The organism is Daejeonella sp., assembly GCF_049655485.1.
Classification (GTDB): domain Bacteria; phylum Bacteroidota; class Bacteroidia; order Sphingobacteriales; family Sphingobacteriaceae; genus Daejeonella.
Genome location: NZ_JBASJU010000422.1, coordinates 1 through 3315, shown reverse-complemented (window position 1 = coordinate 3315; position 3315 = coordinate 1). Strand labels below are relative to the sequence as shown.

Genomic DNA, 3315 nt, shown 5'->3' with positions numbered 1-3315 from the left:
TGGATGGCACAGGAGCAGGAGCGTGGAATCACGATTACCTCTGCAGCTACTACAGTTACCTGGAAGTACAGAGATCAGAATTACCATGTCAACGTAATCGATACACCAGGACACGTGGATTTTACTGTAGAAGTAAACCGTTCTTTACGTGTATTGGATGGACTGGTATTCTTATTTTCAGCCGTTGACGGCGTTGAGCCACAGTCTGAAACTAACTGGAGATTAGCTAACAACTACAACGTTCCGCGTATTGGATTCGTGAACAAGATGGATCGCTCAGGAGCAGATTTCTTGAAAGTTGTGAAGCAAGTTAAGGATATGCTTGGTAGCAATGCTGTTCCTTTGCAAATTCCAATTGGTTCTGAAGACTCTTTCAAAGGTGTGGTTGATTTAATCAACTTCCGTGGGATTGTTTGGAATGAGCATGATAAAGGGATGACCTTTACTGAAGTTCCAATTCCTGAGGAGTTGAAAGAAGAAGCATTGGAGTGGAGAGAAAAACTTCTTGAATCAGTTGCTGAATATGATGAGTCTTTGATGGAGAAATTTTTCGAAGCCCCTGAAACTATCACTGAACGTGAAGTTTTAGATGCCTTACGTCAGGCTGTTTTGGATGCTAAGATCGTACCTATGGTATGTGGTTCATCATTCAAGAATAAAGGTGTTCAAACCATGCTTGATTATGTGATGGAATTACTTCCTTCACCAATGGATGTTGAAGGAATCGTAGGAACGAATCCTGAAACTGGCGAAGAGATCCTTCGTAAGCCAAGCGAAAGCGAGCCATTTGCAGCTTTAGCATTTAAGATTGCAACAGATCCTTTCGTAGGACGTCTATGTTTCATACGTGTCTATTCAGGTAACCTTGAAGCCGGATCGTATGTTCATAATATGCGTTCTGACAATAAAGAACGTATTTCACGTATCTTCCAGATGCACGCAAACAAGCAAAACCCGATTCCAAATGTTGGAGCTGGTGATATTGCTGCGGTTGTTGGATTTAAGGATATCAAAACAGGAGATACACTTTGCGATGAGAAACATCCTATCGTATTAGAGTCAATGAACTTCCCTGAGCCCGTTATTGGTCTTGCGATCGAGCCTAAAACTCAGGCTGACGTGGATAAATTAGGTATGGCTTTAGGTAAATTATCTGAAGAAGATCCTACTTTCCGTGTTCAAACTGACGAAGAAACAGGACAAACAATCATTTCTGGTATGGGTGAGCTTCACCTGGATATCATTATGGACCGTTTGAAACGTGAGTTCAAGGTTGAAGTAAATCAGGGAGCACCTCAGGTATCTTACAAAGAGGCTATCACTGGCACTACTCAACACCGTGAAACCTATAAGAAACAAACAGGTGGTCGTGGTAAGTTTGCGGATATACAAGTTATTATATCTCCAAATGATGAAGGTAAAACTGGACTTCAGTTTGTGAATGAGATTTCAGGTGGATCAATTCCACGTGAGTTTATTCCATCTGTAGAGAAAGGTTTCGCTGCTGCGATGGTTAACGGTGTACTTGCTGGTTATCCTTTGCAGGATATGAAAGTTCGTTTAATTGACGGATCATTCCACGCGGTCGATTCAGATGCACTGTCTTTCGAGATCTGTGCTAAATCTGCATTCCGTGAAGCATTGCCAAAATGTAAGCCGGTATTAATGGAGCCAATCATGAAGATTGAAATCCTTACACCTGAAGAAAACATGGGTGATGTTATCGGTGATATGAACCGTCGTCGCGGTCAGCTTTTAGGAATGGATACCCGTGCGGGTGCCCAGGTTATTAAAGCTACCGTTCCACTTTCAGAAATGTTTGGTTACGTAACTCAGTTGCGTACGATCACTTCCGGACGTGCAACTTCAACTATGGAATTTGACCACTATGCTGAAGCTCCCAGGAACGTTCAGGAAGAGGTTGTAGCTAAGGTGAAGGGGAAGAAAGCAAACGCATAATAGATAAAAGAACAAAGAGCAAAGATCAAGGACACACAGTCTTTAATCTTTGTTCCTTGTTCCTTGTTCAATATTTAATCCGGTTACCGTTACTAATAGCTCTAACGTTAACCATAAACCAATCAAAATGAGCCAAAGAATCAGAATCAAATTAAAGTCTTACGATTACAATCTGGTAGATAAGTCTGCAGAGAAGATCGTTAAAACCGTTAAGCCTACCGGTGCGGTAGTTAGTGGACCAATTCCATTGCCAACTGAAAAGAGAATCTTTACAGTACTTCGTTCACCACACGTAAACAAAAAAGGAAGGGAGCAGTTCCAACTTTGTGCTTACAAGAGGTTATTGGATATTTACAGTTCTAATTCTAAAACTGTTGATGCTTTAATGAAACTTGAACTTCCAAGTGGGGTTGAAGTTGAAATTAAAGTTTAGGCGTTTAAAAATCATAAAAGCTACCAGACCGGTAGCTTTTTTTTTGTTAATACATTTCCATTTATAATATGCCTTCGCCAACCAACACGCTTTCGCGATCTAAAAGTCGCCTGGCTGTCAGCGCTATTTTCTTTGCATACGGTTTAACATTCGCCAGTTGGGCATCCAGAATTCCCACTATTCAGCAGTCTTTAGATATTTCTGATGGGGTTCTAGGATTGGTCTTATTTGCCCTGCCTGCTGGCTTATTTCTTTGCCTCCCGTTTTCCGGATGGATAATCAATCATCATGGAAGCAGGAGGGTGGTAATAGTATCCGGTTTAGTTTATTCATTTCTGCTTTTAGTGATCGGCCTTGCCCAAACGCTTCCACAGCTGATTGGTATATTATTTACTTTTGGCTTCGTCAGCAGTCTGCTAAATATAGCGGTCAATACACAGGCCGCTGGAGTAGAAGCATCTTACGGGAAACCTATAATGGGCTCTTTTCACGGTATGTGGAGCCTCGCTGGCTTTGCAGGAGCGGCTATTGGGACGGTTATGATGGCTTATGCGATTGCGCCGGTTTTTCACTTTCTGGTCATCTTAGTGCTGATGCTTTTGATCATCGCGTTAAGCAACACAAATTTAATTCATAAAGATGAGGGACAGACCTCTGAAGGATTGAAATTCGTTATGCCTGATAGGCCACTGCTCAAGCTTGGAATAATTGCCTTTTGCTCACTGATTTGCGAAGGGACCATGTTCGATTGGAGCGGTGTGTACTTCTTAAAAGTGGTAAAAGCAGAACCAGCCTGGGTAGGAGCAGGTTATACCGCTTACATGGTTGCCATGGCCTCCGGGCGTTTTGTAACTGATTGGCTCGCTCATAAAATCGGGGTACAGCGTGTTTTGCAGTTGAGTGGATTAATGACTGTATGCGGG

General features: G+C 42.2%; 3 protein-coding genes. All 3 read left to right on the top strand.

All coding sequences use genetic code 11. The annotated features are described in order from the left end of the window. Positions 1-1959: elongation factor G (gene fusA / locus WBJ10_RS17030; RefSeq protein WP_424292469.1), on the top strand; the 1959-nt coding region annotated here is incomplete at its 5' end. A gap of 127 nt (positions 1960-2086) precedes the next feature. After that, a complete protein-coding gene (gene rpsJ, locus WBJ10_RS17025; protein ID WP_090706153.1) occupies positions 2087-2392 on the top strand; it encodes a 30S ribosomal protein S10 in 306 nt (101 codons plus the stop codon). Between the two features lie 68 nt (positions 2393-2460). Continuing rightward, the coding region (locus tag WBJ10_RS17020; RefSeq protein WP_424292467.1) for an MFS transporter at positions 2461-3315 on the top strand (855 nt) is incomplete at its 3' end.

What these genes read in the sequence shown, in the direction of transcription:
- rpsJ (WP_090706153.1), top strand. Translation starts at nt 2,087, where the DNA reads ATGAGCCAAAGAATCAGAATCAAATTAAAGTCTTACGATTACAATCTG.